The sequence below is a fragment of the Pseudomonas sp. S4_EA_1b genome, assembly GCF_016307435.1.
Classification (GTDB): domain Bacteria; phylum Pseudomonadota; class Gammaproteobacteria; order Pseudomonadales; family Pseudomonadaceae; genus Aquipseudomonas; species Aquipseudomonas rhodesiae.
Genome location: NZ_JAEILC010000094.1, coordinates 1 through 25786 on the forward strand (window position 1 = coordinate 1; position 25786 = coordinate 25786).

26 protein-coding genes are annotated in these 25786 nt (G+C 61.8%); 20 read left to right on the forward strand and 6 right to left on the reverse strand.

Annotated elements, in window-relative coordinates; translation table 11 throughout:
• Positions 1-145: 145 nt before the first annotated feature.
• The 5 genes from oscA (at position 146) to YA0848_RS25710 (ending at position 4166) form a co-directional block, all read left to right on the forward strand.
• Positions 146-328: a sulfur starvation response protein OscA gene (gene oscA, locus YA0848_RS25690; RefSeq protein WP_007941032.1), complete on the forward strand. Its 183-nt coding sequence runs from the start codon at positions 146-148 to the stop codon at positions 326-328.
• 65 nt (positions 329-393) lie between these two features.
• Complete coding sequence (locus tag YA0848_RS25695; RefSeq protein WP_034095310.1) at positions 394-1404, forward strand: sulfate ABC transporter substrate-binding protein; 1011 nt, start codon at positions 394-396, stop codon at positions 1402-1404.
• A gap of 76 nt (positions 1405-1480) precedes the next feature.
• A complete protein-coding gene (gene cysT, locus YA0848_RS25700; RefSeq protein WP_034095311.1) occupies positions 1481-2299 on the forward strand; it encodes a sulfate ABC transporter permease subunit CysT in 819 nt (272 codons plus the stop codon).
• Between the two features lie 13 nt (positions 2300-2312).
• Positions 2313-3182, forward strand: a complete 870-nt coding sequence (cysW, locus tag YA0848_RS25705) for a sulfate ABC transporter permease subunit CysW (protein ID WP_034111277.1) — start codon at positions 2313-2315, stop codon at positions 3180-3182.
• A 3-nt stretch (positions 3183-3185) separates the two neighbouring features.
• Positions 3186-4166 carry a sulfate/molybdate ABC transporter ATP-binding protein gene (locus tag YA0848_RS25710; protein WP_169903687.1) on the forward strand — a complete coding sequence of 327 codons (981 nt, stop codon included), beginning with the start codon at positions 3186-3188 and terminating at the stop codon, positions 4164-4166.
• A 79-nt stretch (positions 4167-4245) separates the two neighbouring features.
• Here YA0848_RS25710 and YA0848_RS25715 read toward each other — a convergent pair whose 3' ends face one another.
• Entirely contained in the window at positions 4246-4773 is a 528-nt protein-coding gene (locus YA0848_RS25715; RefSeq protein WP_034095314.1) for an Mpo1 family 2-hydroxy fatty acid dioxygenase, read from the reverse strand.
• Between the two features lie 83 nt (positions 4774-4856).
• Between YA0848_RS25715 and YA0848_RS25720 the strand changes: the two genes are divergently transcribed.
• Positions 4857-5543, forward strand: coding sequence for a Crp/Fnr family transcriptional regulator (locus YA0848_RS25720; RefSeq protein WP_169903686.1), 687 nt, complete (start codon positions 4857-4859; stop codon positions 5541-5543).
• A gap of 1 nt (position 5544) precedes the next feature.
• Here YA0848_RS25720 and uraH read toward each other — a convergent pair whose 3' ends face one another.
• A complete protein-coding gene (gene uraH, locus YA0848_RS25725; protein WP_034095316.1) occupies positions 5545-5955 on the reverse strand; it encodes a hydroxyisourate hydrolase in 411 nt (136 codons plus the stop codon).
• 23 nt (positions 5956-5978) lie between these two features.
• Positions 5979-6452 carry a GlcG/HbpS family heme-binding protein gene (locus tag YA0848_RS25730; protein ID WP_169903685.1) on the reverse strand — a complete coding sequence of 158 codons (474 nt, stop codon included), beginning with the start codon at positions 6450-6452 and terminating at the stop codon, positions 5979-5981.
• 100 nt (positions 6453-6552) lie between these two features.
• On the opposite strand from YA0848_RS25730, the gene YA0848_RS25735 reads away from it, so the two are divergent.
• Positions 6553-6918 (forward strand): response regulator transcription factor, encoded by a 366-nt coding sequence (locus YA0848_RS25735; protein ID WP_034095318.1) that lies wholly within the window; start codon positions 6553-6555, stop codon positions 6916-6918.
• Here the strand turns inward: YA0848_RS25735 and YA0848_RS25740 are convergent.
• The gene (locus YA0848_RS25740) at positions 6915-7919 is read right to left on the reverse strand and encodes an AraC family transcriptional regulator (protein WP_034111280.1); all 1005 of its coding nucleotides are present in this window, start codon (positions 7917-7919) and stop codon (positions 6915-6917) included. The two genes, YA0848_RS25735 and YA0848_RS25740, sit on opposite strands and share 4 nt — an antisense overlap.
• Positions 7920-8020: 101 nt before the next feature.
• On the opposite strand from YA0848_RS25740, the gene YA0848_RS25745 reads away from it, so the two are divergent.
• Positions 8021-9100, forward strand: a complete 1080-nt coding sequence (locus tag YA0848_RS25745; RefSeq protein WP_169903684.1) for a fatty acid desaturase — start codon at positions 8021-8023, stop codon at positions 9098-9100.
• Positions 9101-9143: 43 nt separating this feature from the next.
• Here YA0848_RS25745 and YA0848_RS25750 read toward each other — a convergent pair whose 3' ends face one another.
• Together YA0848_RS25750 and YA0848_RS25755 are read right to left on the reverse strand one after the other, a co-directional pair.
• Positions 9144-9605: an HIT family protein gene (locus YA0848_RS25750; protein WP_169903683.1), complete on the reverse strand. Its 462-nt coding sequence runs from the start codon at positions 9603-9605 to the stop codon at positions 9144-9146.
• A gap of 73 nt (positions 9606-9678) precedes the next feature.
• Entirely contained in the window at positions 9679-10875 is a 1197-nt protein-coding gene (locus YA0848_RS25755) for a CynX/NimT family MFS transporter (protein ID WP_169903682.1), read from the reverse strand.
• A gap of 106 nt (positions 10876-10981) precedes the next feature.
• Between YA0848_RS25755 and YA0848_RS25760 the strand changes: the two genes are divergently transcribed.
• The 12 genes from YA0848_RS25760 (at position 10982) to YA0848_RS25815 (ending at position 25667) form a co-directional block, all read left to right on the forward strand.
• On the forward strand, positions 10982-11824 hold the full coding sequence (locus YA0848_RS25760) for a LysR family transcriptional regulator (RefSeq protein ID WP_040265346.1): 843 nt from the start codon (positions 10982-10984) through the stop codon (positions 11822-11824).
• Between the two features lie 126 nt (positions 11825-11950).
• Positions 11951-12532 (forward strand): alpha/beta hydrolase, encoded by a 582-nt coding sequence (locus tag YA0848_RS25765; RefSeq protein ID WP_040265266.1) that lies wholly within the window; start codon positions 11951-11953, stop codon positions 12530-12532.
• Between the two features lie 50 nt (positions 12533-12582).
• Positions 12583-13509, forward strand: coding sequence for a sigma 54-interacting transcriptional regulator (locus YA0848_RS25770; protein ID WP_034111285.1), 927 nt, complete (start codon positions 12583-12585; stop codon positions 13507-13509).
• Positions 13510-13637: 128 nt separating this feature from the next.
• Entirely contained in the window at positions 13638-14420 is a 783-nt protein-coding gene (locus YA0848_RS25775; RefSeq protein ID WP_034095325.1) for a MetQ/NlpA family ABC transporter substrate-binding protein, read from the forward strand.
• 462 nt (positions 14421-14882) lie between these two features.
• Positions 14883-15548, forward strand: a complete 666-nt coding sequence (locus YA0848_RS25780; protein WP_034095326.1) for an amino acid ABC transporter permease — start codon at positions 14883-14885, stop codon at positions 15546-15548.
• A complete protein-coding gene (locus YA0848_RS25785) occupies positions 15529-16188 on the forward strand; it encodes an amino acid ABC transporter permease (RefSeq protein WP_034095327.1) in 660 nt (219 codons plus the stop codon). The genes YA0848_RS25780 and YA0848_RS25785 overlap by 20 nt, the downstream gene beginning before the upstream one ends.
• Positions 16185-16961: an amino acid ABC transporter ATP-binding protein gene (locus tag YA0848_RS25790; protein WP_169903681.1), complete on the forward strand. Its 777-nt coding sequence runs from the start codon at positions 16185-16187 to the stop codon at positions 16959-16961. Before YA0848_RS25785 ends, YA0848_RS25790 begins: the two co-directional genes overlap by 4 nt.
• Positions 16958-17809, forward strand: coding sequence for a transporter substrate-binding domain-containing protein (locus tag YA0848_RS25795; RefSeq protein ID WP_034095329.1), 852 nt, complete (start codon positions 16958-16960; stop codon positions 17807-17809). The genes YA0848_RS25790 and YA0848_RS25795 overlap by 4 nt, the downstream gene beginning before the upstream one ends.
• A 208-nt stretch (positions 17810-18017) precedes the next feature.
• Positions 18018-19100: an efflux RND transporter periplasmic adaptor subunit gene (locus YA0848_RS25800; protein ID WP_169903680.1), complete on the forward strand. Its 1083-nt coding sequence runs from the start codon at positions 18018-18020 to the stop codon at positions 19098-19100.
• Complete coding sequence (locus YA0848_RS25805) at positions 19097-20167, forward strand: efflux RND transporter periplasmic adaptor subunit (RefSeq protein WP_169903679.1); 1071 nt, start codon at positions 19097-19099, stop codon at positions 20165-20167. Before YA0848_RS25800 ends, YA0848_RS25805 begins: the two co-directional genes overlap by 4 nt.
• Complete coding sequence (locus YA0848_RS25810) at positions 20164-23223, forward strand: efflux RND transporter permease subunit (protein WP_034111294.1); 3060 nt, start codon at positions 20164-20166, stop codon at positions 23221-23223. Before YA0848_RS25805 ends, YA0848_RS25810 begins: the two co-directional genes overlap by 4 nt.
• Before the next feature lie 257 nt (positions 23224-23480).
• Positions 23481-25667 (forward strand): glycoside hydrolase, encoded by a 2187-nt coding sequence (locus YA0848_RS25815; RefSeq protein WP_169903678.1) that lies wholly within the window; start codon positions 23481-23483, stop codon positions 25665-25667.
• The last annotated feature ends 119 nt before the right edge of the window (positions 25668-25786 follow it).

Sequence of the window (25786 nt, forward strand, 5' to 3'; positions counted from 1 at the left end):
CTCCACGCCTTGCCAGAAAATTCTTTTTGGTTATATAAAAATTCTTAAATAGTATTTTTAAGAATATTCACGCTTATCTACTATCGCTCTCACGCCGCAAGCAGTGCCGCCACTGCCAGGCACTATTCATTTCAGGAGCGAGACCATGAGCGCATCTCTACGTAGCGTCGACGGCCAGGACGAAGCAACCATTTTGCGTGAGATCCAGAGCGCCCTGCGCGATCTGCGTTTTGGCGCGGTGGAAATCACCGTGCACAACGCCCAAGTGGTGCAGATCGAGCGCAAGGAAAAATTCCGTTTGCAGAACCCCGGTAACAAACCGAGCTAAGCGCTGACGGCGATAGACCCGCAACTATAAGAAAAAGCCAACACCCCAGAATTTCAGGAGCTTCTATGTCGTCGATTCGCCGTTATGCCCTGGCCGCCCTGGCCAGCGCCGTGTTTGCCGGTTCCGCGGTTGCCAAGGACTACGAGTTGCTCAATGTCTCGTACGATCCGACCCGCGAGCTGTACCAGGATTACAACGCGGAATTCACCAGCTTCTGGAAACAGTCCCATCCCGGCGACACCGTCAAGATCCAGCAATCCCACGGCGGTTCTGGCAAGCAAGGCCGTGCGGTGATCGACGGCCTGCGCGCCGACGTAGTGACCCTGGCCCTGGCCGGTGACATCGACGAAATCGCCAAACTGGGCAAAACCCTGCCGGAAAACTGGCAGACCCGCCTGCCAGACGCCAGTACTCCGTACACCTCGACCATCGTGTTCCTGGTGCGCAAGGGCAACCCCAAAGGCATCAAGGACTGGGGCGATCTGATCAAGAAGGACGTCTCGGTGATCACGCCAAACCCGAAAACTTCCGGCGGCGCCCGCTGGAACTTCCTCGCCGCCTGGGCCTATGGCCTCAAGGCCGGCGGCAGCGAAGCCAAGGCCCAGGAATACGTGAAGGAACTGTTCAAGCACGTACCGGTGCTGGACACCGGCGCGCGCGGCTCGACCATCACCTTCGTCAACAACGGTCAGGGCGACGTGTTGCTGGCCTGGGAAAACGAAGCGTTCCTGGCGCTCAAGGAAGACGGCGGCAAAGACAAATTCGATATCGTCGTACCGTCCCTGTCGATCCTCGCCGAACCGCCGGTAGCGGTGGTGGATAAGAACGCCGAGAAGAAGGGCAACACCGAAATCGCCACCGAATACCTCAAGCACCTGTACAGCCCCGCTGGCCAGGAGATTGCGGCGAAAAACTTCTACCGTCCACGGGATGAGAAAGTCGCCGCCAAATACGCCCAGCAGTTCCCGAAACTGGACTTGGTGACTATCGACAAAGACTTCGGCGGCTGGAAAACTGCCCAACCGAAATTCTTCAATGACGGTGGCGTGTTCGACCAGATCTACACGGCGCAGTAAGCCAGCAACAACCCGCCCACAGAGCCCGCATTCAGCTGCGGGTTTTGTGTGTCCGTTACGCTAACCAAGGACTCTTATGTCGCGTCGTATCTCCCCCGTCATACCCGGCTTCGGGCTGACGCTGGGTTACACCGTGGTGTACCTCAGCCTGATCGTGCTCATCCCCCTCGCGGCGATGTTCGTTCACGCCGCTCAACTCACCTGGGATCAGTTCTGGGCCATTATTTCCGCACCCCGCGTGCTGGCGGCATTGAAGCTGAGTTTCAGCACCGCGCTGTACGCCGCGTTGATCAACGGCGTGATCGGCACGCTGCTGGCCTGGGTGCTGGTGCGCTACACCTTCCCCGGTCGCAAGATCATCGACGCGATGATCGACCTTCCATTCGCCTTGCCCACCGCCGTGGCCGGTATTGCGCTGACCGCGCTGTATACGCCGACCGGCCTGGTGGGCCAGTTCGCCGCCGACCTGGGCTTCAAGATCGCCTACACGCCGTTGGGCATCACCCTGGCGCTGACCTTCGTGACTCTGCCGTTCGTGGTGCGCACGGTGCAGCCGGTACTGGCCGATATCCCGCGCGAAGTCGAAGAAGCCGCCGCCTGCCTGGGCGCCAAGCCGTTGCAGGTGTTCCGCTACATCCTCGTGCCGGCGCTGTTGCCGGCCTGGCTGACCGGTTTCGCTTTGGCGTTCGCCCGTGGCGTGGGGGAGTACGGCTCGGTGATTTTTATCGCCGGCAATATGCCGATGAAAACCGAGATCCTGCCGCTGCTGATCATGGTCAAGCTCGACCAATACGACTACCGCGGCGCCACCTCCATCGGGGTGCTGATGCTGGTGGTTTCCTTTGTGCTGCTGCTGCTGATCAACTTGCTGCAGCGGCGTATCGAACGTCCTTAAGGAGGCGCGGAACATGTCCCAATCGTCTATTTCCGCCGCGTCCTCCAACGCCGCCCGACGTGGCAGCGCAGCGTCGCGGCGCATCCTGATCGGCTTCGGCTGGCTGGTGTTCGTGCTGTTTTTGCTGCTGCCGCTGTTTATCGTGGTGTCCCAGGGCCTGAAGAACGGCCTCGGCGCGTTCTTTACCGCGATTCTGGAACCCGATGCGCTCTCGGCGTTGAAACTCACGGTGATCGCCGTGGCCATTTCGGTGCCGCTCAACGTGGTGTTCGGCGTCAGCGCGGCGTGGTGCGTGAGCAAGTATTCGTTCCGTGGCAAAAGCATTCTGGTGACGCTGATCGACCTACCGTTCTCGGTATCGCCGGTGATTGCCGGTCTGGTGTATGTGCTGATGTTCGGCGCCCAGGGCTTCTTTGGCCCGTGGCTGCAAGAGCACGACATCCAGATCGTGTTCGCTTTGCCGGGCATCGTGCTGGCGACCATTTTCGTCACCGTGCCCTTCGTGGCCCGTGAGTTGATCCCGCTGATGCAGGAGCAGGGCACTCAGGAAGAAGAGGCCGCGCGCCTGCTCGGTGCCAACGGCTGGCAGATGTTCTGGCATGTCACCGTGCCGAACATCAAATGGGGCCTGATCTACGGCGTGGTGCTCTGCACGGCGCGGGCGATGGGGGAGTTCGGCGCGGTGTCGGTGGTGTCCGGCCACATTCGCGGCGTGACCAACACCTTGCCGCTGCATGTCGAGATTCTCTACAACGAATACAACCACGTCGCCGCGTTCGCGGTGGCGAGTCTGTTGCTGGTCCTGGCGCTCTTCATCCTGCTGCTCAAGCAGTGGAGCGAGAACCGTATCAATCGCCTGCGCGCCAGTGCGGCAGAGGAATAAGTCATGTCGATCGAAGTCCGTAACGTCAGCAAGAACTTCAACGCCTTCAAGGCCCTGGACAGCATCAATCTGGATATCCAGAGCGGCGAGCTGGTGGCGTTGCTCGGCCCTTCCGGCTGCGGCAAGACCACCTTGCTGCGCATTATCGCCGGCCTGGAAACTCCGGATGACGGCAGCATCGTGTTCCACGGCGAAGACGTGTCTGGCCATGATGTGCGTGATCGCAACGTCGGTTTTGTGTTCCAGCACTACGCGCTGTTCCGCCATATGACCGTGTTCGACAACGTCGCCTTCGGCCTGCGTATGAAACCGAAAAACCAACGGCCCAGCGAAAGTCAGATCGCGGTGAAAGTCCATGAGCTGCTGAACATGGTGCAGCTCGATTGGCTGTCCGACCGCTACCCGGAACAACTCTCCGGCGGCCAACGCCAGCGCATCGCCCTCGCCCGCGCCCTGGCGGTGGAACCCAAAGTACTGCTGCTGGACGAACCCTTCGGCGCCCTCGACGCCAAGGTGCGTAAAGAACTGCGCCGCTGGCTGGCGCGCTTGCATGAAGACATCAACCTCACGTCGGTTTTCGTGACCCACGACCAGGAAGAGGCCATGGAAGTCGCCGACCGTATCGTGGTGATGAACAAGGGCGTGATCGAGCAAATCGGCTCACCGGGCGAGGTGTACGAAAACCCGGCCAGCGATTTTGTGTACCACTTCCTCGGCGACTCCAATCGCCTGCACTTGGGCGAAGACCAGCACGTGCTGTTCCGCCCCCATGAAGTGTCGCTGTCGCGCCATGAACTGGAAGACCACCACGCCGCCGAAGTCCGCGATATCCGCCCGTTGGGAGCGACGACGCGAGTGACCTTGAAGGTGGAGGGTCAGCCCGAACTGATCGAAGCCGAAGTGGTGAAAGACCACGACAGCCTGATCGGCCTGGCCCGTGGCGAAACCCTGTTCTTCAAGCCCAAGGTCTGGCAAAAAACCTGAGAACCCTGCACTACCCAATGTGAGAATGGGGCCAATGTGGGAGGGGGCAAGTCGAATCGTCGCACCGCCCCTCCCACATTCAGACCTGTCTCGGCTTTAGATCGCGGCGCGCCACCGGGCCCGAGCGTTCTTCGATCTGCCGCTTGAGCCCCTGCCGCAACCCCAGCAAAAACGCCACCTCCGCCACCACAAACAGCGGCCCCACTATCAACCCCGAAATGTCATCCACAAACGCCGGTTTCTTGCCTTCGTAATAGTGGCCGACAAACTGAATCACCCAGCCCACCACAAACAGCCCGATGCCGCTGCTCAGCCATACCAGCGTGCTGTGCGTGGCGAGTGTGTGCCCGGCCCACACCGATAAGCCCATAAGCGCGCTCATCAACACGCCGAGCGCCAGTTCCAGACGCAAGTAAAACCATGCCGACAGCAGCGCCACGATAAGCGCCGGAGATATCCACAGGCCGCCGATAGCCCAGGTGGGGCGCGACAGCAGCACGGCGACGGCGATGACGATCAACGGGATGCCGACAAAATGGCTAGCGATATTGCGCGGGTCGCGGTGGTAGGCGGCGTATTGACTGAGGTGGTCGACGAGGCTTTTCATTGTTGTTCCTCCTGTAGGATGTTTGATCATGCCCTGTCGGACCACGCCTGACTGTCAGCTGGGCGACAATCTTCGGAGCGCTCATGAACCCAGAGAACTGGCACCGCCAATTGGTCACCGGCCACTGGTTCAGCCATTTGCCGGACGATTTTCAGCGTAGCCTGCTGGCGGCCGCTCGGTTGCGCACGTTGGCGGCGGGACAGTTGCTGTTCAAACGCGGCGATCCGCCCTGTGGCCTGTATGCCGTGCTCCACGGCGCGGTGCGTATCAGCGCGGTCAATGCCCAAGGCAAGGAAGCAGTATTGAGCCTGGTGGAAACCCCTTACTGGTTCGGTGAAATCTGCCTGTTCGACGGCCTGCCGCGCACCCATGATGCGCTGGCCATGGGGCCGTGCACGTTACTGCAGGTGCCGCAGGCAGCGATGCTCGCGCTGCTTGAGCGCCAGCCGGTGTACTGGCCGGAAGTGGCCCTGTTGATGAGCCATAAACTGCGGCTGTCGTTGATCAATATCGAACAGATGAGCCTGATGCCCGCGTCGGCGCGTCTGGCCCATCGGTTGCTGATGATTGCCGAAGGCTACGGCGAAATCGAACAGGCACGCCGCGTGCTGCAACTGCCTCAGGAAGACCTGGCGGCGATGTTGGGCCTGTCGCGCCAGACCATCAACAGCTTGCTCAAGAGCCTGGAGCAGCAGGGCATTATCGGCTTGAGTTACGGCGCAATCGAAGTGCTCGACCTGCCTGGCCTGCGGCGTGCCGCAGGCGCGTGAACTAGGAACCGCGGTAGGTGGAGAACCCGTACGGGCTGAGCAGCAGCGGAATGTGATAGTGCTGGTCGGCCTGCTTGACCTGGAAAATCACCGGCACTTCCGGGAAGAACGTCTCGCGGTTGGCTTTTTTGTAATAGTCGCCGGTCTTGAACACCACGCGGTACTCGCCGGGCGTCAGGCTGCGGTCGGCGGGGAACAGTTCGGCAATGCGCCCTTGCTGGTTGGTCACGCCCTCGGACAGCGCTTGCCAGTGATCGCCCACCTGCTGTTCCAGGGTGACGCTGACGCCCGCCGACGGCAGGCCGTTTTCCAGGTTGAGAACGTGCACGCTCAGCGGGTTGCCGGCGGCCAGGGCCAGGTTGCACAGGCCGCTCAGGCTGAGGGCGGCGAGGGTCATGCTCAGGGTTTTCATGGGGAGGTCCTTTCGAGGGTTAATCACAGAGAAGTTTTCAGGCCCAGTTGCTCGGCGGCCTGGACTGCACAGGCTTCGTCCTGCGCTGCGCCACCGGCTCCGGCGATACCCAGCGCGCCGACCAGTTCGGCGTCGGCAAACAACGGCACGCCGCCACCGAGCAACAGCAATTCGGGCAAGGTGTTAAGGTTGGCCGCTTCCGGGTTGTTGCGGGCGCGCTCGGCAAATAGCCGGGTGGCGGTTTTGCTCGACAGCGCGGTGTAGGCCTTGCGTTGGCTGGCAAGGCTGTTGTGCGGCCCGACAGTGTCGGCGCGCAGGGCCACCAGCAAATTGCCGCCGCGATCGAGCACGGTCAGCGCGGCGTTGCAGTGGGCCAGGCTGGCATCGGCCAATTGGCGGGCGGTACGCAGATCCAAATCGGCATGGCGTGGCAATTGCGGTGCCGCTTGGGCGGCGCCGGTCAGGGCCAGGCTCAGAAACAAAGCAGTGCGATACATGGTGAAAGCTCCGTTGAACAGGCCGCCACGGTAGCCAGTGAACGGGGTCAGAAGCCGCACAATTGGATGACAGGTTTGTCATTAAACCCAGAGGTAAGGCATGCAGGTGTTGTTAGTGGAAGACCAGCCGCAGCTGGCGCAACGCATGGCCCAAGGCTTGAGCGAGGCGGGTTTCGCTGTGGAAGTCGCGGCCAACGGCATGGCCGCGCAGCGCTTTGTGGAAAGCAGCGTGTATGACCTGGTGATCCTGGACGTGATGTTGCCGGGCCTGAATGCTTGGACGCTGCAGCAGGCGATCCGACAGCAGGGCGACACGCCGCTGTTGTTCTTGACCACACCGGGCGGGATCGAAGATCGCCTGCGCGGGTTGGAACTGCATGAGGATGACTACCTGCTCAAGCCCTTTGATGACAAGGCTCTGGTCGCGCGGGTCAAGAAGCTGTTGCGGCGCGAGCGTGGGCGCTAACCCAGGCCTTCTCTGAACTGCCCCGGCGTCATCCCCGTCCAGCGCTTGAACGCGCGGTTGAAGCTGCTGGTATCGGCAAACCCTAATAAATGGCTGATCTCGGCCAACGAACACTGCGGATCGCGCAGGTGCTGCAACGCCAGGTTCTGCCGACATTGGTTGAGCAGCGCATCGAACCGACAGCCTTCATCCGCCAGGTGCCGTTGCAGGCTGCGCAGGCTCAGGTGCAGGGCCTGGGCAACGCGTTCGGCGCTGGGCTCGCCGTCCGGTAATTGCGCTTCGATAACCGCCCGCACCTTGCGCTCCCAGGTCAGCGGTTGCAGTTGGGCGAGGGTGCGTTTGAGCACGGTTTCGTTGTGTTCGGCCAGCTCCGGGTTGGCGTCGTCCAGGTGGCTGTCGAAGTCGCGCGCGGCGAATTCCAGGCGGTCTTCGTCGGCGGCAAAAAATACCGGCGCGCGGAACACCGTTTGCCACGGCGTCGGATCGTCCGGCGGCGGGCGGCGCAGGTACACGGCCAACGGCGCGTAATCCCGACCCAGGCGATTGCGGCAGGTGCGCACGTAAATCGCCGCGAACGCATCAATGGCCTCCAACGCTGGCGCCGGGCTGCCTGGCGGTTGCAGCAGGCGAAACCGATAGCGCTCACCATCGCCGCTCAACTCCAGGGTCAAGGCGTCACTGACCACCGGGTGGTAACGCACGATGCGTTCGAACACCTCGCGCAAACTGCCGCTGGCCACCAGCGCATAGCCCAACGCATGAAACGTGGTTGGGCTGACAAACCGCGACACCCGCAGACCGATCGCCGGATCGCCGCTGGCCTGCACCGCCAATTCCCACAGGCGCGTGGTGGCCGACAGCGGGTAGCGCGCGTTGGGGTCCTCCATCAGCTGCGGATCGAGCCCGGCCTCGCGGCATAGCGCGGCGCTGTCCAGGCCCAAGGCATCGAGCTGCTTGCGCAAGGCGCGGGTCCAGCTGGCGAGGGAGGTGGGTTCGGTCATGGCGATTGGCGTGTGCGGTCAACAGGTTGGCGTGTGGGGCTAGCGTCCTGCGCAAGCGCCTGGTGCAGGATGTAAACCTCGATAAACAAGAGGATGGGAGCATGGACGGTACTTCTGCAAGTCCCCAATCGCTGAATGCACAACAACGTTCGGCGCACATTCGCGAAGTCGTACTCGCCGAAGGTGTGCGCTTGCGCCAGCAACACCCCTGGCTGCTGCATCAGGACGCGCTGGGTGCGGGCATCCTGGCCTTTGCGTTGCTGGGCATGCTCGGCTCGGCGGCGCTCTACATTACCGGGCATATGGCCTGGTGGGTGTGCCTGCTGCTTAACGCATTTTTTGCGTCACTGACCCATGAGCTGGAACATGACCTGATCCACAGCATGTACTTTCGCAAGCAACGTGTGCCGCATAACCTGATGATGGCCCTGGTGTGGCTGGCGCGGCCGAGCACCATCAACCCATGGATTCGCCGCCACTTGCACCTCAATCATCACAAGGTCTCCGGCACCGAGGCCGACATGGAGGAGCGCGCAATCACCAACGGCGAACCGTGGGGCCTGGCGCGCCTGTTGATGGTGGGCGATAACGTGATGTCGGCGTTTATCCGCATGCTGCGGGCCAAGACTTGGAGCCATAAATTCAAGATCCTCAAGCGCGCGCTGCTGGTCTACGCGCCGCTGGCGCTGCTGCATTGGGGCGCGTGGTACGTGTTTCTCGGGTTCCACGCCGCCAACGGTGTCGCCAGCCTACTCGGCGCGCCCATCGAATGGTCGGCGGGCACCTTGCAGATGATGCACGTGATCGACATCGCCGCCGTGGTGATCATCGGGCCCAATGTGCTGCGCACGTTCTGCCTGCATTTTGTCAGCTCCAACATGCACTACTACGGCGATGTGGAACCGGGCAATGTGATCCAGCAAACCCAGGTGCTAAACCCGTGGTGGATGTGGCCGTTGCAGGCGTTCTGCTTCAACTTCGGCAGCACCCACGGGATTCATCATTTTGTGGTGAAGGAACCGTTCTATATCCGCCAGATGACGGCCAAGGTGGCGCATAAGGTCATGGCCGACATGGGCGTGCGCTTCAATGATTTCGGCACATTTGCGCGGGCCAATCGGCTTGAGCCCATGGCGGCGCCCAATGCAGGCCTCAACCCGGCGGAAACGGCGCTGCGCTGAGGTGCGGCGGCGGGTTGAGGTTGCGCGTCAGGCCGCCCCGTGCTCAGTCGTTCACGGCACGGATGTGGGCGGCCAGCTCGGCCAACGCCGAATCGTCGGCCCGGGCGCAGTCATGGGATGAGAGATAGCCCTCATAGCGATCAAAAAACTTATCCATGCGAGAGCTGATTTTTTTGAAAGCGCTGTCCTCGCCCGTTCCGTGCATCGGGAACAGTTTGGCGTGCAAATGATCGACGCCATAACCCTCCAGAATCATGCCGGTCCTCGCCACACCCGCAAGCGCCCGGTCAATCAGCAGTGCGGTCTTCTTGGCCGCAACCACCAATTCGCACAGCACCTCGTCGGACTGGGCAAACCCATAGCTGCCGTAATGAGCCTTGGGAATCACCACGCTGAACCCTGGGGTGTTGGGAAAGATGGAGAGGAAAGCCATGTGGCTCTGGTCTTCCCATAACAGGTGGGCAGGGGCGGTGCCGCGGGCGATGTTGCAGAAGATACAGTCCATCAGACGACGTCCTCGTTTTCGTCAAAGGGGCGGGTGGAATTCAGTGGTGCAAATCTGACATGGGTGTGTGTCGCTAGTGTGTAAAGCGCTGGCCGGGCGCCACGACGGCCAGTTCGACGCGATAGCTCGCCGGGCTGAACACCCGCGTCACCACCAGCATTGCCAGCACCGTGGCGGTCAGCACCCACCAGGCGCTGACGAAGTCGCCGGTGAGCTGGCGCAGCCAACCGGTCATCCACGGTGAAATGGCGTTGATCAAAAAACCCACGCCTTGCACGAAGGCCGCCAGTTGCCCGGCATGGCGTGGGTCGCGGTGGTGGTCGAGGGTCAGCAGCAGGCTCAGGGCAAAGCAGGCGCCCAGGCCGAAGCCGCACAGGGCCACCCACAGGTGGGGATAGTCCAGCGGCGCGAAGATCAGGCCGAGGTAACCCACGGTTTGCGCCAGCAGGCTGATGACCAGCAACGGACGACGATCGACACCGCGTTGCGCCAGCACCGGCATCAGCAGCGCGGCGATCACTTGAAAAATGGTCATGTACGCCAGCAGCGAGCCGCTGGGCAGCACGCCCCAGCCCAGTTGCTGGTAATAAGCCGGTAGCCAGGCCACCAGGCTCATGTAGCCGCAGTTCACCAGGCCGAAATACAACGCCAGCAACCACGCGCGCCGATTGCGCAGGCCTTCCAGCGCCGGCGGCACTTGCGGGTTACGCGCCGCGCCCAGCGGCAGCCAGGCCCACAACAGCAACGCGCCGAGTGCCGGCAACAGCCAGACTCCGAGCCCGGCCTGCCACTGCGCAAAGTGCGTCGCCACCACCGGGCTGAGCAACGCCGCCAGCCCGCCGCCGGCCATCAGCGACGCCGAGTACACCCCCATCGCCACCGGCACGCGATGACGAAACTCGCGCTTGATCATCGCCGGCACCAGCGCCTGGATCAGCGCCACACCGGCCCCGCCGAGCAATGCCGTGACCAACAGCGCCGACGCCTGCCCCATCAGCCAGCGCGCCAGGCAGGCCAACAGGATCATCATCAGCCCCAGGGCGATGCCACGCCGCTCGCCCAAGCGTGCTTCCACCCGCACGCCGACCAGCGCCACCAGGCCCATGCACACCACCGGCAGGCTGGTCAGCAGGGCGCTGCTCTGGAAACTCAAGCCCGTGGCCTGGCGAATTTCGCCCAGCAGCGGGCTGATTGAGCTGAGGATTGGTCGCAAGTTCAGGCCCAGCACCAGCAATAGTCCCCAGCCGGCGAGGGATTTGTTCAGGGTCATGCAGGCCGCTCCGGGCACGATGGGAGGTGAAGTATGGGCAGCCCTAAGGGTATTCTGAAATTAAATATAACCATGCCAATCAGTGGCAAACACAATGGTGATGTGGATGTTCGACCCCGTGTTATTACGCAGTTTTGTCGCCGTGGTGGACTGCGGCAACTTCACCCGCGCCGCCGAGCGCCTGCACCTGACCCAATCCACCGTAAGCCAGCAGATTCGTCGCCTGGAGGACGCGGTGGCGTGCCAATTGCTCGACCGCGACCAGCGCCGCGTGGTCGCCACTGCCGAGGGCGAGCGCTTGCTGGCGTACGCGCGGCGCATCCTCGCGCTGCATGAGGAGGCCGCTGAGGTGCTGATCAGCCAACAAAGCGACGGCGTGCTGCGCCTGGGGGTGCCGGAAGATTTTGCCGCCGAGCGCCTGATGCCGCTGTTGTCATCATTTGTGCAGGCTTATCCACGGGTGCGTCTGGAGGTCACCAGTGGTTTGGGCCCCGAATTGCAACGCCAATACCGGGCCGGCGAGTTCGATGTGTTGCTGGTCAAACAAATGGGCGACAGCGCCGACTGCCTGGCCTCGTGGCCCGAGCCGCTGTGCTGGGTGGACAGTCGCACCACACCCTCCGTGGGGCGCGACCCGTTGCCGTTGGTGGCCTTTCCGGTGGGCGGCCTGTACCGCAATGAAATGCTGCAGCACCTGGAAGTGGGCGGTTGGCGCTGGCGTATCGGTTACTCCAGCGCGAGTTTGGCCAGCGTATGTTCGGCAGTGGCGGCGGGGTTGGGGGTGAGTCTGTTGCCGCGCCGGGTAGTGCAGCCAGGGCATATGGAGCTGGGGCCTGACAGCGGTTTGCCCGAGGTGCAAGGCGTGCGTCTGGCGTTGTATGCCCGCCATGGCCTGAGTGCGGCGGGGCAATGCTTACAGGCTCAGTTGTTCGAATTGTGCGAGAAGTGAAGTGAAGGCAGATCGGGTAGAATTTTGAATTTTTGGTTATTAATAAATAGCTTCTTATTCCTTAACGAATATAACCCCCGTCCCTATACTGCTCAGCAACGTTAAACGCTGCAGGAGGGCACACCCATGCACAGCGAGTTGGTTCGTTACCTGATCGTGCCGGGCTGGCAAGGATCGCCAGAAGATCATTGGCAGAGTCACTGGCAGAACAGCCTGCCCAACAGCACCCGCGTGGAGCAGGCCGATTGGTTGACGCCGCGCCGCGAAGACTGGGTAGCCGCGCTGGCCGAGGCGATCGCCGCCGACAGCACGCCAGTGATTCTGATCGCCCATAGCCTGGGCTGCATCACCGTGGCCCATTGGGCCGCTACCGCGCCGCTGCATTTTCTGCGGCAGGTGCGCGGTGCCTTGCTGGTGGCGCCGGCGGATGTGGAACGCCCGGCCTGCTCGCCGGCCTTGCGCAACTTTGCGCCGATCCCTACCGACCTGTTGCCGTTCCCCAGCCAGGTGGTCAGCTCCGACAACGACAGTGCCGTCAGTGCCCCTCGGGCCTTGGAGTTGGCGCGCAACTGGGGAGCTGAAGCCGGGATCCTGGCCGGTGCCGGGCATATTAATGTGAAGTCCGGCCACCAGCGCTGGGAGCAGGGTTTCGCTTACCTCTATCGCCTGCAAAGTCGCCTTGAGCATCACGCCCGGCGCAGTGCCTGATCATTTTTTTAACGCCCCCGTCCCGCAGTGGATAGGGGCGGGAGCCTGTCATGAGTCTGCATGAAACCTTCGGCCAGCCACTGCTGACCTTCCCCGACGCGGAAAAAAGCCCGCTGAGCATCCGCGCCAAGGCCCTGGTGTTTGTCGACCCGCGCTCGCGCAAGCTGCGCGAAGACCTGGAAGCGCTCGCGCCGCGTGCCTTGCCCGTACTGATCCGCGGCGAAACCGGCAGCGGTAAAGAGCTGCTGGCGCGGCATATTCACCGTGGCAGTGACCGCAGTGGCTTGTTCGTTTCGGTCAATTGCGGCGCGATCAGCCCCACCTACGCCGATGCCGAGCTGTTCGGCTACGCCGCCGGCAGTCACAGCGGCGCCGCCAGCAGCCGCGCCGGTTGGTTCGGCTCGGCCAATGGCGGCACCTTGTACCTGGACGAGATCGGCGACCTGCCGTTGCCGATCCAGGTCAAATTGCTCGCCGCGCTGGAAAACCACGAAGTCACCCGCGTCGGGGCTCATCAACCGAGCCCGGTGGACGTGCGCCTGGTGGCCGCTACCAGCATCGACCTGGCCCAGGCCGTGGCGGCCGGCAAGTTCCATGAGCGGCTCTTCCACTATTTGAGCGAAGGCCGGCTGGACCTGCCGGCGTTGCGTGAGCGGGTGGGGGATATTCTGTCCCTGGCCGAATACTTCCTGGGCATCTACAGTCAGCGCCTGGACTTGCCGGTGCCGCTGATCAGCGAGGCTGCGCAGCGCGTACTGGAACATCACAGTTGGCCAGGCAATACCCGTGAGCTGGAAAACGTTATTCACTTCGCGTTGCTGGTCAGTAGCGGCGACGAAATTTTGCCCGAGCACCTGAACCTGCCGGTGGTGGATTCGCCTCTGGAGCAAGTGCGGCGGATCTATGCCCAAGCCAGCCCAGCGGAGCAGGCAACGTTGCGCCAATTCCTACATGAGCAAAATGGAATATCAACGTGAATAAAAGATATTGTTCGGGAATAAAAAATCTAGGTATTGTCCGTTCCATGCCGCGATAGCACTTCGCTGGCACCTCACTTAACAAACGGTCGTCAGAGACGCCCTCCGAATGTCGATAAGGACACTGCATGAAAAAGGTTCTGTTGTTTACCGCACTCGCCGCTGCCCTGACTGCCAGCTTCGCCCAGGCCAACGAGAAACTGGTGGTGGCCGCCACCCCGATCCCGCATGCCGAGATCCTTGAGCTGGTCAAGCCAACCCTGGCCAAAGAAGGCGTGGACCTGGAAATCAAAGTATTTACCGACTATGTGCAGCCCAACGTGCAAGTCGCTGAAAAGCGCCTGGATGCCAACTACTTCCAGACCCTGCCGTACCTGGAAAACTTCAACAAGGGCAAGGGCACCAACCTGGTGACCGTGGTGGGCGTGCACGTTGAACCGTTCGGCGGTTACTCGAAAAAGATCAAGAAAATTGAAGAGCTGAAAGACGGCGCCACCGTGGCCATCCCGAACGAAGGCTCCAACAGCGGCCGTGCCCTGTTGCTGCTGCAGAAAGCCGGTGTGATCACCCTCAAAGACCCGACCAACGCCCTGGCTACACCGAAAGACATCGCCAGCAACCCGAAAAACCTCAAATTCAAAGAGCTGGAATCGGCCTTGCTGCCCCGCGTGCTGGACCAGGTCGACCTGGACCTGATCAACACCAACTACGCCCTGGAAGCCGGCCTGAACCCGGCCAAAGATGCGCTGATCATCGAAGACGCCAAGTCGCCTTACGTGAACTTCCTAGTGGCCCGCCCGGACAACAAAGACAGCGATGCAATCCAGAAACTGTCCAAGGCCCTGACCAGCCCGGAAGTCAAAGCCTTTATCGAGAAGAAGTACAACGGTGCGGTCGTGCCGGCGTTCTGATGTAAGCCAAAACCCCCTTCAAGGTTTCAACGCCGACGGCTCACATAGCGTCGGCGTTTTTTATGTGTGGAATCTGGAGTGCAATCAAAATGTGGGAGGGGCGGTGCGACGATTCGACTTGCCCCTCCCACATTAGATCTTTATCTCACAGTGAAACTTCAGCGTGTCAGAGCGCGCGGCTATTGATCGCCCTGCGCAACGCCACCAACCATTTCACCAGCTCCTGCGGATCAATCGGTTTCGCTTTGTTCATTGTTTATTCCCTCGAAACACAGACCCCGCAACCATAGTCGCCACCCGTTCACTCCGCGAATCCCGAGGTTATCTTTTTGGGTGATATCAATATGCTATTTAGGTATTTAAATTTTACTTTTTATACCTTTAAAGTTCGCGCTACCCGACGTTACCCACGTTGGCTTGGATAGCACGCGCCGCTCTACCCTGCGGCGTCATGGACTGCAAATGACCTTCGATTTCGCTTTTATCCTCAGCACCCTGCCGGCGTTTTTGAACGCTGTGGGTGTCACGCTGCAAGTGGGCCTGATCGCCATCGCCACCTCCTTGCTTGTAGCGCTGATCAACGCGGCGCTGCTGGTGTTTCGCACGCCGTACCTGTCGCGCCTGGTGGCGTTGTACGTTGAGCTGGCGCGTAACACGCCGCTGCTGATTCAGCTGTTTTTCGTGTACTTCGCCTTGCCCGCCCTGGGCGTGAATATCTCCGGGTTTTGGGCCGCGATCATCACCATGACGTTTCTTGGCGGCGCCTACCTCACGGAAGTGCTGCGCGCCGGCGTGGAAGCGGTGCCGCTGGCGCAGATCGAGTCGGGCAAGTCCATCGGCCTGTCCGACTGGCAGCTGCTTCGCCATGTGATTCTGCCCCAGGCCGGCATTCTCAGCCTGCCGGCACTGTTCGCCAATTTCATCTTTTTGCTCAAGGAGACCACCGTAGTTTCTGCGGTGGCGGTGCCGGAAATTCTTTACACCACCAAGAGCTACATCGCCCTCTATTACAAAACCTACGAAATGCTCGCCGTGCTGACGCTGATTTGCGTGCTGTTGTTTTTACCGCTGTCGCTGCTGCTCAGCCGCTTGGAAAGGAGGCTCCAGCATGGCCAGTTCGGGTCTTGAGTTGTTATGGGTGTCGTTGCCGCAACTGGGTAAGGGCGCCGCGCAGACCTTGTCGATCTCGGTGCTGAGCATCGTTTTCAGCACCCTGGGCGGCGTGCTGTATGGCGTGCTGCGCACCTTGAATAACAAGGCGATCAACGCGGTGCTGCGCGTCTATCTGGAACTGTTCCGCGCGATTCCGGTGTTGGTGTGGTTGTACCTGTTGTTTTTCGGGTTGCCGATTTTCTTCGGCCTCAGCCTCCCCAGTTTCTGGTGCGCGGTGCTGGTGCTATCGCTGTGGGGCGCCAGCGAAGTCGGTGAGGTAGTGCGTGGCGCCCTGCACTCGTTGCCCCGCGGCCAGCGCGAGGCGGGCTTGTCGATTGGTTTGTCGGCGCCGCAGTTGTACGGCTACGTGCTGCTGCCACAGGCACTTAAACGCATGACCCCGCCGACCATCAACGTCTACACCCGCATCATCAAGACCAGCTCCCTGGCAGTGCTGATCGGCGTGGTGGACGTGATCAAGGTCGGCCAGCAAATCATCGAGCGCACCTATGAGTCGGTGTTGATCTACGGCGCGCTGTTTCTGTTTTTCTTCTTTATCTGCTACCCGTTGTCGGCCGCCTCCAAGGTGCTGGAACGGCGCTGGGCCCAAGCATGAGCGCATTGATCGAGTTTCAGGGTTTCAACAAATTTTTCGGCGAGCAGCAGGTACTCAAGGGCATCGACCTGAGCGTGCACAGAGGCGAAGTGGTGGTGATCCTCGGCCCCAGCGGCTGCGGCAAAAGCACCTTGCTGCGCTGCCTCAACGGCCTGGAAGTGGCCGACGGCGGCAGCTTGCGGTTTGCCGGCCAGGAGCTGTTGGATAAAAACACCGACTGGCGCCAGGTGCGGCAGGACATCGGCATGGTGTTCCAGAGCTACCACTTGTTCCCGCACATGAGTGTGCTCGACAACCTGCTGCTCGGCCCGCTGAAAGTGCAAAAACGCAACCTGCACGAAGCCCGCGAGCAGGCTGAACAACTGTTGGCGCGTGTCGGCCTGGCGGACAAGCGCGACGCCTTCCCGCGTCAGCTCTCCGGCGGTCAGCAGCAACGTATCGCCATCGTCCGCTCGTTGTGCATGAACCCCCAGGTCATGCTGTTTGACGAAGTCACCGCGGCCCTCGACCCGGAGATGGTCAAGGAAGTACTGGAGGTGATCCAGGGCCTGGCCCGCGAAGGTATGACGCTGCTGATCGTCACCCACGAAATGGCCTTCGCCCGCGCCGTCGCCGACCGCGTGGTGTTCATGGAGGCCGGTCGCATTCTCGAACACAACACCCCCGAGGCATTCTTTACGAACCCGCAGACCGCACGCGCGCAGCAGTTTCTGGAGAAGTTCTCCTTTGTTTCAACACTGCCCAAGAAGATCAAGGAACTGGAACTGCTATGAAAAAACTACTACTGCCCCTGGTGGCCGTCGCCCTGCTGGTCGGCTGCGATAAAAAGGCCGAAGAGCCTGCAAAACCTGTGGCTGCTGCGAGTTACATCGACAAAATCAAGGCGCGCGACAAGCTGATCGTTGGCGTATTCACTGACAAACCGCCGTTCGGCTTTGTAGACGAGGCCGGGCGCTACGTCGGCTTCGATACCGATATTGGCCGTCGTTTCGCCAAGGACCTGCTGGGCGATGAGAACAAAGTCGAATTCGTCGCGGTGGAGCCGGCCAGCCGTATTCCGTTCCTGCAAAGCGACAAGGTCGACCTGATCCTGGCCAACATGACCGTCACCCCGGAGCGCAAGGAAGCGGTGGACTTCACCCACCCCAACCTGAAAGTCGCGGTGCAGGCCTTGGTGCCCAACGATAGCCCGGTCAAGCACCTGGATGACCTGGCGACCCGCACCCTCATCGTCACCACCGGCACCACCGCCGATATTTGGCTGACCAAAAACCACCCGGACTGGAAACTGCTCAAGTTCGAGAAGAATTCAGAATCCCTGCAAGCGCTGGCGGCCGGTCGCGGCGATGCCTACGCCCAGGACAACCTGGTGCTGTTCAGCTGGGCCAAGCAGAACCCAGGCTACCGCGTGCTGGAAGAGAAGCTCGGCGACGAGGCGCCAATTGCGCCGGCAGTGAAGAAGGGCAATATCGAACTGCGTGATTGGGTGAACGCCGAGTTGGCGAAGTTGGGCGAGGAGAAATTTCTGCTCAAACTGTATGACCAATACGTACGTAAAGAACTGAGCGATGACACCCCGCCTGACAGTGTGATTGTCGAAGGCGGCAAATGGCAGGGCTAGTTCTGCGCTGACTGTTGTACCGCTATCGGGGGCAAGCCCCCTCCCACATTTGAATGTATTCATAAATCAAAGTGTGGGAGGGGGCTTGCCCCCGATGAGGCCGGTGAAATCACCTCAATACTCTCTTCCCCATGCAGATAAGGAACCCTGATCTAAGCTGACAGTCGCATACACACTGGCACGTCGGCATCACGCAAAAGGAGACTGCATGGGCGGTCGTATTTCCACTTGTATATTCGGTCTTGGCTTAGTCGCGTTCTTGAGCGGTTGCGGTCAGGAAAACACCGAGCCCAAGGCGCATTCCCGGGTGTTTGTGCAAACCGTGGAGCCAGCGGATTTCGCCGCGGCGGTCACGCTGACCGGGGATATCCAGGCGCGGGTGCAAACCGATCTGTCCTTTCGCGTGGGCGGCAAGATCATCCAGCGCATGGTAGATGTGGGTGACCGCGTCAGCGCCAAGCAAGTGCTGGCCAGGCTCGATCCCAAAGACTTGCAGACCAACGTCGATTCGGCCCAGGCCCAGGTCGTGGCTGAACAGGCGCGGGTCAAGCAGACAGCGGCGGCCTTTGTGCGCCAGGAAAAACTCCTGCCCAAGGGCTACACCAGCCGCAGCGAATACGACTCGGCCCAGGCGGCGTTGCGCAGCAGCCAAAGCGCTTTGGCCGCCGCCCAGGCGCAGCTGGCCAATGCCCGTGAACAACTGGGCTACACCGCGCTGGTGGCCGATGCGCCGGGTGTGATCACCGCGCGCCAGGCCGAGGTAGGCCAAGTGGTGCAGGCCACCGTGCCGATTTTCAGCCTGGCCCGCGACGGCGAGCGCGATGCGGTGTTCAACGTATATGAATCGCTGCTGGTCGAACCGTCGACCGATACGCCGATCACCGTCAGCCTGCTGGACAACCCAAGCATTCAGGTGCAGGGCAAGGTGCGCGAAGTCACTCCCGCCGTGGCCGCCAACACCGGCACCGTGCAAGTGAAAATCGCCCTGCAGGCGCTGCCCGAAGGCATGCACTTGGGCTCGGTTGTCAGCGCCACTGCCAATGGCCCGGCCAAGGCCAGTGTGGAACTGCCGTGGTCGGCCCTCACCAAGGACCTCAACGAACCGGCGGTGTGGCTGGTGGACGGCGACGGCAAGGTGCAGCTGCATAAAGTCACCGTGGCCCGCTATCTCACTGGCAAAGTCATCCTCAGCGAGGGTCTCAAGGGCGGTGAAAAAGTCGTGGTGGCCGGCGGGCAATTGTTGCACCCCGGTATGCAGGTCGAGATTGCCCAGCCAGGAGCCCAGCCATGAAGCGTCTGGTATTGATGCTCGCCGCCGGCCTGTTGCTGGCGGCCTGCTCCAAAGAAGAGCCCGCGCCCGAGCCGGTGCGCCCGGTGCTGTCGATGCAAGTAAAGGCTGAAGACCAAGAAAACCTCGGCCGCTTCGCCGGCACCATCCAGGCCCGTTACGAAAGTAACCTGGGCTTTCGCGTGCCCGGCCGCATCGCCCGTCGCCTGGTGGATGTGGGCGCCGAAGTGGAGAAGGGCGCCTTGCTGGCCGTGCTCGACCCCACCGACCAGCAGAACCAGTTGCGCGCCGCCCAGGGCGACCTGGCGCGGGTGCAGGCGCAATTTATCAATGCCCAGGCCAATGCCCGGCGCCAGCAGGAACTGTTCAACCGTGGCGTCGGCGCCCAGGCCCAGTTGGATGTGGCCCTGACCGACCTGAAAACCACCCAGGCCTCCCTCGACCAGGCTCAGGCCTCGGTCAACCAGGCCAAGGATCAGCTCAATTACGCCGAACTGCGCACCGACCACGCCGGCATCGTCACCGCCTGGAATGCCGAGGCCGGCCAGGTGGTCAGCGCCGGCCAACAAGTGGTAACCCTGGCGCGCCCGGATATCAAGGAAGCGGTGATCGACCTGCCCGCCGGCCTGGCCGAGCGCCTGCCGCCGGATGGGGTGTTTCTGGTTGCCGGGCAACTGGACCCGAGCATCAATACCACCGCCACCGTGCGTGAAATCGAGCCCCAGGCCCAGAGCGCCACGCGCACCCGTCGCGCGCGCCTGACGCTGGCCGAAACACCACCAGCGTTCCGCCTCGGCACCGCCATCAGCGTCACCCTGAGCACCGCCATTGAGCCGCGCATCGAGCTGCCGGTGAGCGCCTTGCAGGAGGTGGACGGCGCCACTCGCATCTGGCTGCTCGACACGCAAAACCAGAGCGTGCAGCCGCGCGACGTCACGGTGATCAGCCGCGAGGCCGGCAGCGCCTTGATCAACGGCGGCGTCAAACCCGGCGAGCGCATCGTCACCGCCGGCGTGAACAGCCTGAAGCCCGGGCAGAAAGTCAAAATCGACGAGGACAGCCCGCGATGAAAGGCAGCTTCAACTTATCCGACTGGGCCCTCAAGCATCAGTCCTTCGTCTGGTACCTGATGTTCGTCGCGCTGCTGATGGGCGTGTTCTCCTATATGAACCTGGGGCGCGAAGAAGACCCGTCGTTCACCATCAAGACCATGGTGATCCAGACCCGCTGGCCGGGCGCAACCCAAGAAGAAACCCTCAAGCAGGTCACCGACCGCATCGAGAAAAAACTCGAAGAACTCGACTCTCTGGATTACGTGAAAAGCTACACGCGGCCAGGCGAGTCCACGGTGTTCGTATTCCTCAAGGACACCACCAGCGCCAAGGCCATCCCCGAAATCTGGTACCAGGTGCGCAAGAAGATCGACGATATTCGCGGAACCTTCCCCCAGGGCTTGCAGGGGCCTTCGTTCAACGATGAGTTCGGTGACGTGTTCGGGTCGGTGTACGCCTTCACCGGCGACGGTCTGTCGATGCGCCAACTGCGTGACTACGTGGAACAGGTGCGTGCCGAAATCCGGGCAGTGCCGGGGCTGGGCAAGGTCGAGATGATCGGCCAGCAGGACGAAGTGATTTACCTGAATTTCTCCACGCGCAAACTGGCGGCCCTGGGTATCGACCAGCGCCAAGTGGTGCAGAGCCTGCAATCCCAGAACGCCGTGACCCCGGCCGGGGTGATCGAAGCCGGACCGGAGCGTATTTCGGTGCGCACCTCGGGGCAGTTCGCCTCGGAGAAGGACCTGGCCGACGTCAACCTGCGCCTCAACGACCGTTTCTATCGCCTGGCGGATATCGCCGAGATCAGCCGTGGCTACGTCGACCCGGCGCGGCCGATGTTCCGTTTCAACGGCAAGCCCGCCATCGGGTTGGCCATCGCCATGCAGAAGGGCGGCAATATCCAGTCGTTCGGCAAAGCCTTGCATGAGCGCATGGACGAGCTGACCGCCGACCTGCCGGTGGGCGTCGGCGTGCATAAGGTTTCCGACCAGGCCGAAGTAGTGGAAGAAGCCGTGGGCGGCTTTACCAGTGCGTTGTTCGAGGCGGTGATCATCGTGCTGGTGGTGAGTTTTATCAGCCTCGGTCTGCGTGCCGGGCTGGTGGTGGCGTGTTCGATTCCGCTGGTGCTGGCGCTGGTGTTCGTGTTCATGGAATACAGCGGCATCACCATGCAGCGCGTGTCGCTGGGCGCGTTGATTATCGCCCTCGGCCTGTTGGTGGACGACGCGATGATCACCGTGGAGATGATGATCACGCGCCTGGAAAAAGGCGAAACCAAGGCCCAGGCGGCCACTTACGCTTACACCTCGACCGCGTTCCCGATGCTCACCGGTACGCTGGTCACCGTGGCCGGCTTTGTGCCCATCGGCCTCAATGCCAGCTCGGCAGGGGAATACACCTTCACCCTGTTCGCGGTGATCGCCGTGGCGATGCTGGTGTCGTGGGTGGTGGCGGTGTTGTTTGCGCCGGTGATCGGCGTGCATATCCTCAGCGCCAATGTGAAGCCGCACAACGCCGAGCCTGGGCGCATTGGCCGGGGTTTCAATCGCGGCATGCTGTGGGCGATGCGCAACCGCTGGTGGGCCATTGGCATCACCGTGGGGTTGTTCGTGGCGTCGGTGTTCTCCATGCAGTTCGTGCAGAACCAGTTCTTCCCGTCGTCGGATCGCCCGGAAATCCTGGTGGACCTCAACCTGCCGCAGAACGCTTCGATCAACGAGACGCGCAAGGCCGTCGACCGCCTGGAAGCGATCATCAAGGACGACCCGGACATCGCCCGTTGGAGCACTTACATCGGCCAGGGCGCGATTCGTTTCTACCTGCCCCTCGACCAGCAACTGGAAAACCCTTACTACGCACAGTTGGTAATCGTCAGCAAAGGCCTGGAAGAACGCGGCGCGTTGATCGCACGCCTGCAGAAGCGTCTGCGCGATGACTTCGTCGGTATCGGCAGTTATGTGCAGCCGCTGGAAATGGGCCCGCCGGTAGGGCGTCCGATTCAGTATCGGGTGTCCGGCAAAGACACCGACCAGGTACGCAAACACGCCATCGAACTGGCGACTCTGCTGGATAAAAACACCCACTTGGGCGAGATCATTTACGACTGGAACGAGCCAGGCAAAGTGCTGCGCATCGACATCGCCCAGGACAAGGCGCGGCAATTGGGGCTGTCCTCCGAAGATGTCGCGCAGTTGATGAACAGCGTAGTCAGCGGCGCGTCGGTGACCCAGGTGCACGACGATATCTACCTGATCAACGTGGTCGGCCGCGCCGAAGACGCAGAGCGCGGCACGCCGGAAACCCTGCAGAATTTGCAGATCGTCACGCCCAACGGCACGTCGATCCCGCTGCTAGCGTTTGCCACCGTGCGCTATGAGCTGGAGCAGCCGCTGGTGTGGCGTCGCGACCGCTTGCCGACCATCACCATCAAGGCCTCAGTGCGCGATGAGATGCAGCCGACCGACCTGGTCAAGCAGCTCAAGCCGGAGATCGACAAGTTCAGCGCCGGCCTGCCGGTGGGTTACAAAGTCGCCACCGGCGGTACCGTGGAAGAAAGCGGCAAGGCCCAGGGCCCGATCGCCAGCGTGGTGCCGCTGATGCTGTTTTTGATGGCGACGTTCCTGATGATCCAGTTGCACAGCGTGCAGAAGATGTTCCTGGTGGCCAGTGTTGCGCCGCTGGGGCTGATCGGCGTGGTGCTGGCCCTGATTCCCACCGGCACGCCCATGGGTTTTGTGGCGATCCTCGGCATCCTGGCGTTGATCGGCATCATCATCCGTAACTCGGTGATCCTGGTGACGCAGATCGACGCCTATGAGCGCGACGGCTACACGCCGTGGGATGCCGTGGTGGAGGCTACCGAGCACCGCCGTCGGCCGATTCTGCTCACGGCCGCTGCGGCGAGCCTGGGCATGATCCCGATTGCCCGCGAAGTGTTCTGGGGGCCGATGGCGTACGCGATGATCGGCGGCATCATCATCGCCACCTTGCTGACGCTGCTGTTCCTGCCGGCGCTGTATGTGGCGTGGTACAAGATTCGCGAGCCCAAGCCTGAAGAAAAAACCGTTTAGAAATGGGGGAGGGGGCTTGCACTAATGCCAGTCGCCCTCCTCAGTATTAACTGAAAGAACCGGCTCAAAATGTGGGAGGGGGCTTGCCCCCGATAGCAGTGGTTCAGTCAGCCCAGCTATCATTGACGCATCGCTATCGGGTGCACGCCGAATCGTCGCACCGCCCCCCCACGTTTGATCGTCATCAGGGCATTTGTTACCCCGTCTACCGTTGAGTGTTTTACCCTCTTGGTCTCACTCTTCAACGGTTGCCCACCATGAACCGTCTGCGTCTTACCCTGCTGGTCTTCTGCTTGCTGTCGCCCATGGCGTTTGCCGGCGCCCTATTGGAAAACACGCTGTGGCGCGTCGAACTGGACCCCGCCACCCTGGCGCTGCGGGTGACACCGTCGGGTCAGGCCAGTGTGCAAGCCTCCAGCGGCGTCACCGCGCATGCCGTCAGCGACTTGCAAAGCAGCGCCGAGCAAGCGAGCTGGCAGTGGGACAACGGCGCCTATCGCCTCAGCGCACGCCTTGAGCAGCGCGAGTTGCTGCTGAGCATCACCGCGCGCCAAGCAGGGCATTTGGCATTGCTGCAACAACCGGCAGGGGCCATGGGCAACGGACTGATCTGGCCGTTGGCCGAAGGGCATTACGTGCCCACCGGCAATGCGGTATGGCAAGCGTTCCTGCTGGAGCAGGGCGCGTTCAACACCACCCAGGACCTCAGTCTGCCGCTGTGGGGTATGGATCACGGCGGTTTCACGCTGAACTGGCTGCTCACCAACCCCTACAACAACCGTCTGCAATGGCAAGCTGAAGGTGCCGGTGTGGGGTTGGCGCTGGCCCATGAATTCACCGCGCTGGACCCCAATACCCCGATGACCCTGCGCCTGTACCTGGGCGATGCAGACCCCCTCGCCGGCGCCAAACGCTATCGTCAATGGCTGGTCGAGCAGGGCCGTTATGAGACGCTCGACGACAAGCTGCAACAGACCCCCGAGGCGCAGAAATTGCTGGGCGCCAGCCACGTCTACCTGTGGGGCAATGACCTGCTGGCGCCGAACGATGTGCGTGACTGGCCGCTGTTGCTCAAGCGGCTGCGCGCCCATGCACTCAAGGCGTTGTTGGACAAGGAAGCCACGCAGATCCTGGCGCAATCCCGCCCGTTGAATCCCTACGAGCAGAGCGTGGTGCTGCGCAGCCTCAACGCGGCGATCAATAAAAAGGCGCGGCAGAGCTGGCAAGTCGACGAGCCGGACATGACCCGACTGGCCGCACGTTATGGCGAGCTGCGCGCAGAACTGGCCGTGGCGTTCGCCGGGGCGTTGAGCGCCGACCCGGCCACCTGGGGCGGCAAGACCCTTCAAACCCTGCGCAACAGCGGCCTGCCGCGTTTGCTGGTGACCCTGGGCGAAGGCTGGGAGGGCGGCCTCTGGCACCCCGAAGCGATTCGCGCCGCAGTGCAGGCCGGCTACTTGATGGCCCCTTACGACTCCTACGAAACCGCACTGTCGGCCACGGAAAACCCGGACTGGACCACCGCCCACCTGGGCCGCAAGGCGTATCGCGACTGCGCCATCGTGTTGCAAGACGGCACATACAAAAGCGGTTTCCAGAAATCCGGCCACTACACCGACCCGCGCTGCATGCGGCCGCTGCTGGAGGCGCGAGTGAAGGCAGTGCAGGCTAAGGCCGGTTTCAATGCCTGGTTTCTGGATGCCTACGCCACCAGCATGCTGTTCGATAGCTACCGCGCTGGCGCGCCGATGACCCAGGCGCAAAACGCCGCGGGTAATATCGACGCCGTGCGCTGGCTCAATACCGTGCTGAAGTTACCCACAGGCTCCGAAGACGGTAACGCTGTCACCGCCCAGGGCATCCTGTTCGCCCATGGCATGCAGACACCGGTGCTTGGTTGGGGCGACCGTGAGATGACCCAGGACAAGCATTCGCCGTACTACGTCGGCAACTGGTACCCGCCCGAACAACCGGCGGTGTTTTTCAAGCCGGTGCCATTGAAAGCGTCGCTGCGCAGCGTGTATTTCGATCCGACCCTGCGCCTGCCGTTATATCAGGCGGTGTTACATGGCTCGGTGATCACCACCCATCACTGGTTGTTCGACAGCCTCAAACTGAGCAACGTACGGGCCGAGAACGAACTGACCCAACTGCTCTACAACGTGCCGCCGCTGTATCACCTGAGCGCCGCCACCCTGGCGCAGCGCTTGCCGGCGATCCAGCGCCAGGACGCATTTTTCCGTCCGTTGCACCAGCGCCTGGCGACCCAGGCCATGACTGATTTTCGCTGGCTGACGGCGGATAGGCAGCTGCAACAGACCACCTTTGCCGATGGCACGCGGTTGGTGGCAAATTTCTCCGCTACCGGAAGAGAAGGCTATGCCTCGCGCAGTGTCACCGCACTGCCGGTGGGTGCGGCGCCGGTGGTGTATCAGGTGCAGTAAATGTGGGAGGGGGCTTGTTGTGGTGAGCAGGCTTGCCCTGCGCTGGGCTGCGAAGCGGCCCTAAAACCTGGCAACCGCTTTTGCCTGGCACACCGCAGTGTCTGTAGAGAGGGGGTCGA

What these genes read in the sequence shown, in the direction of transcription:
- YA0848_RS25785 (WP_034095327.1), top strand. Translation starts at nt 15,529, where the DNA reads ATGGCCAGTTCGGGTCTTGAGTTGTTATGGGTGTCGTTGCCGCAACTG.
- YA0848_RS25810 (WP_034111294.1), top strand. Translation starts at nt 20,164, where the DNA reads ATGAAAGGCAGCTTCAACTTATCCGACTGGGCCCTCAAGCATCAGTCC.
- YA0848_RS25745 (WP_169903684.1), top strand. Translation starts at nt 8,021, where the DNA reads ATGGACGGTACTTCTGCAAGTCCCCAATCGCTGAATGCACAACAACGT.
- YA0848_RS25790 (WP_169903681.1), top strand. Translation starts at nt 16,185, where the DNA reads ATGAGCGCATTGATCGAGTTTCAGGGTTTCAACAAATTTTTCGGCGAG.
- cysW (WP_034111277.1), top strand. Translation starts at nt 2,313, where the DNA reads ATGTCCCAATCGTCTATTTCCGCCGCGTCCTCCAACGCCGCCCGACGT.
- YA0848_RS25780 (WP_034095326.1), top strand. Translation starts at nt 14,883, where the DNA reads ATGACCTTCGATTTCGCTTTTATCCTCAGCACCCTGCCGGCGTTTTTG.
- cysT (WP_034095311.1), top strand. Translation starts at nt 1,481, where the DNA reads ATGTCGCGTCGTATCTCCCCCGTCATACCCGGCTTCGGGCTGACGCTG.
- YA0848_RS25805 (WP_169903679.1), top strand. Translation starts at nt 19,097, where the DNA reads ATGAAGCGTCTGGTATTGATGCTCGCCGCCGGCCTGTTGCTGGCGGCC.
- YA0848_RS25770 (WP_034111285.1), top strand. Translation starts at nt 12,583, where the DNA reads ATGAGTCTGCATGAAACCTTCGGCCAGCCACTGCTGACCTTCCCCGAC.
- YA0848_RS25800 (WP_169903680.1), top strand. Translation starts at nt 18,018, where the DNA reads ATGGGCGGTCGTATTTCCACTTGTATATTCGGTCTTGGCTTAGTCGCG.
- YA0848_RS25730 (WP_169903685.1), bottom strand. Translation starts at nt 6,452, where the DNA reads ATGTATCGCACTGCTTTGTTTCTGAGCCTGGCCCTGACCGGCGCCGCC.
- YA0848_RS25775 (WP_034095325.1), top strand. Translation starts at nt 13,638, where the DNA reads ATGAAAAAGGTTCTGTTGTTTACCGCACTCGCCGCTGCCCTGACTGCC.
- YA0848_RS25815 (WP_169903678.1), top strand. Translation starts at nt 23,481, where the DNA reads ATGAACCGTCTGCGTCTTACCCTGCTGGTCTTCTGCTTGCTGTCGCCC.
- YA0848_RS25750 (WP_169903683.1), bottom strand. Translation starts at nt 9,605, where the DNA reads ATGGACTGTATCTTCTGCAACATCGCCCGCGGCACCGCCCCTGCCCAC.
- YA0848_RS25755 (WP_169903682.1), bottom strand. Translation starts at nt 10,875, where the DNA reads ATGACCCTGAACAAATCCCTCGCCGGCTGGGGACTATTGCTGGTGCTG.
- YA0848_RS25795 (WP_034095329.1), top strand. Translation starts at nt 16,958, where the DNA reads ATGAAAAAACTACTACTGCCCCTGGTGGCCGTCGCCCTGCTGGTCGGC.
- YA0848_RS25715 (WP_034095314.1), bottom strand. Translation starts at nt 4,773, where the DNA reads ATGAAAAGCCTCGTCGACCACCTCAGTCAATACGCCGCCTACCACCGC.
- oscA (WP_007941032.1), top strand. Translation starts at nt 146, where the DNA reads ATGAGCGCATCTCTACGTAGCGTCGACGGCCAGGACGAAGCAACCATT.
- YA0848_RS25760 (WP_040265346.1), top strand. Translation starts at nt 10,982, where the DNA reads ATGTTCGACCCCGTGTTATTACGCAGTTTTGTCGCCGTGGTGGACTGC.
- YA0848_RS25740 (WP_034111280.1), bottom strand. Translation starts at nt 7,919, where the DNA reads ATGACCGAACCCACCTCCCTCGCCAGCTGGACCCGCGCCTTGCGCAAG.
- YA0848_RS25710 (WP_169903687.1), top strand. Translation starts at nt 3,186, where the DNA reads ATGTCGATCGAAGTCCGTAACGTCAGCAAGAACTTCAACGCCTTCAAG.
- YA0848_RS25735 (WP_034095318.1), top strand. Translation starts at nt 6,553, where the DNA reads ATGCAGGTGTTGTTAGTGGAAGACCAGCCGCAGCTGGCGCAACGCATG.
- uraH (WP_034095316.1), bottom strand. Translation starts at nt 5,955, where the DNA reads ATGAAAACCCTGAGCATGACCCTCGCCGCCCTCAGCCTGAGCGGCCTG.
- YA0848_RS25695 (WP_034095310.1), top strand. Translation starts at nt 394, where the DNA reads ATGTCGTCGATTCGCCGTTATGCCCTGGCCGCCCTGGCCAGCGCCGTG.
- YA0848_RS25765 (WP_040265266.1), top strand. Translation starts at nt 11,951, where the DNA reads ATGCACAGCGAGTTGGTTCGTTACCTGATCGTGCCGGGCTGGCAAGGA.
- YA0848_RS25720 (WP_169903686.1), top strand. Translation starts at nt 4,857, where the DNA reads ATGAACCCAGAGAACTGGCACCGCCAATTGGTCACCGGCCACTGGTTC.